This window comes from Rhizobium sp. BR 362 (genome assembly GCF_036528765.1).
Taxonomy (GTDB): Bacteria; Pseudomonadota; Alphaproteobacteria; order Rhizobiales; family Rhizobiaceae; genus Rhizobium.
This window is the reverse complement of sequence record NZ_JARWGH010000091.1, coordinates 1-1,298: the sequence shown is the minus strand read 5'-3', so window position 1 is coordinate 1,298 and position 1,298 is coordinate 1. Positions and strand designations below refer to the sequence as shown.

The following is a 1,298-nucleotide window of genomic DNA, read 5'->3' as shown; positions in this document are numbered from 1 at the left end:
CTCCTATGATGATTGTCGAGCCGGATTTTCTTTTCCGGCGATGATGAAGTTTGGAAAGTCCTCGAAGACCCATCCGTTTTTCAGGGTGTCGAAGATAATGGTGAGCAGCTTGCGGGCTGTGGCGATGATGGCCTTTCCCGGGCCACGCCGGTCCTTGATGCGCCGGTAGAAGGCATTGAGGTAACCCGAATAGCGGATTGCGGTCAGCGTGCACTGGACCAGCGTGGTGCGCATGAGCCGGTTGCCACGCTTTGTAATACGGCCGTGGTGATCGGTGTCGTTGGACTGGCTGACCTTCGGCACGATGCCGAGATAGGCGGCCAGCTTGTCGGCGCTGTCAAAGTCGGCGATGTTGCCGATGCCCGACAAAAGCACGGCGGCCGAGCGCGGCCCGATCCCCTTGATGGAGGTGAGGCCRTCATAGCCATCCATGTCGCTTGCCGCCGGCTCGATCGCCGCATCGATTTCAGCGATGGAGGCGATGAGACCGAGGATCTGATCGCGCACGACCTTGATCTCGACCTGCTCCAGCGCCGAGAAGCGGCCGATGGTAAGTGCCATCAGGCCGCGCCTGGAAGACAGGCTTTCCTTCTTCAGCTTGATGCCGTGGCGAACATGCAGCGCATGGATCTTGTTGATCAGCCGAGTGCGGTTCTTGACCAGCACATCGCGCGTATGAACGAGCGACGCAAGTTCGCCTTCGGGCGCCGTTTTCAGGCGGGTTTCCGGCAGCATGTCTTTCGACAGGAAGAAGGCCAGCGCCCGGGCATCGTGCCGATCCGTCTTCTTGACCGACTTGCGGATCACCTGGAACTGCTTCGGGTTGACCACCACAACCCGGCCGACGCAGGGTCGAACCTTTGAGCAGAACCAGGCGCTGTTGCCCGTCGCCTCAACCGCAACGTCATCATCAGCWTCCAAGGTCGCGCAGAACCGTTCCAGATCAGCCGCCGCAAGCTGGAAGGTTTCAAGTTGCTCTTTTCCGTCTGCCTCAAGCCGGCAGACAGTAAAACTGTTCGTGTGAAGATCGACACCGATAAAGGCCATTGCTAATATCTCCCCGTTGGCGGGAGGCGGAACCCCGAAAGGGGCGTGAACGGCAAAGCCAAACTCCTATACGAGGTCACCGGCCAGAACCGGGCCTCAAGATGGTCGTTCGGTAGCAGGCGAAGGCTAATCTCCTTAACAGGGTCCAATGCCCTAATTTTCGATCCAGCCTGAAACCTATCCGCCTCTCCCAACACCTTTAACAGCATCGGGCGCATCTGCCGCTCACCGACCATTCATGCCATCTCCTT

Annotated in this window: 1 protein-coding gene; it reads right to left on the bottom strand. The window is 58.9% G+C overall.

Annotated features, from left to right (window positions below):
* Nucleotides 1-3: 3 nt before the first annotated feature.
* The gene (locus tag QDY28_RS30840) at nucleotides 4-1,047 is read right to left on the bottom strand and encodes an IS110 family transposase (protein ID WP_331384857.1); all 1,044 of its coding nucleotides are present in this window, start codon (nucleotides 1,045-1,047) and stop codon (nucleotides 4-6) included.
* Between the last annotated feature and the right edge of the window lie 251 nt (nucleotides 1,048-1,298).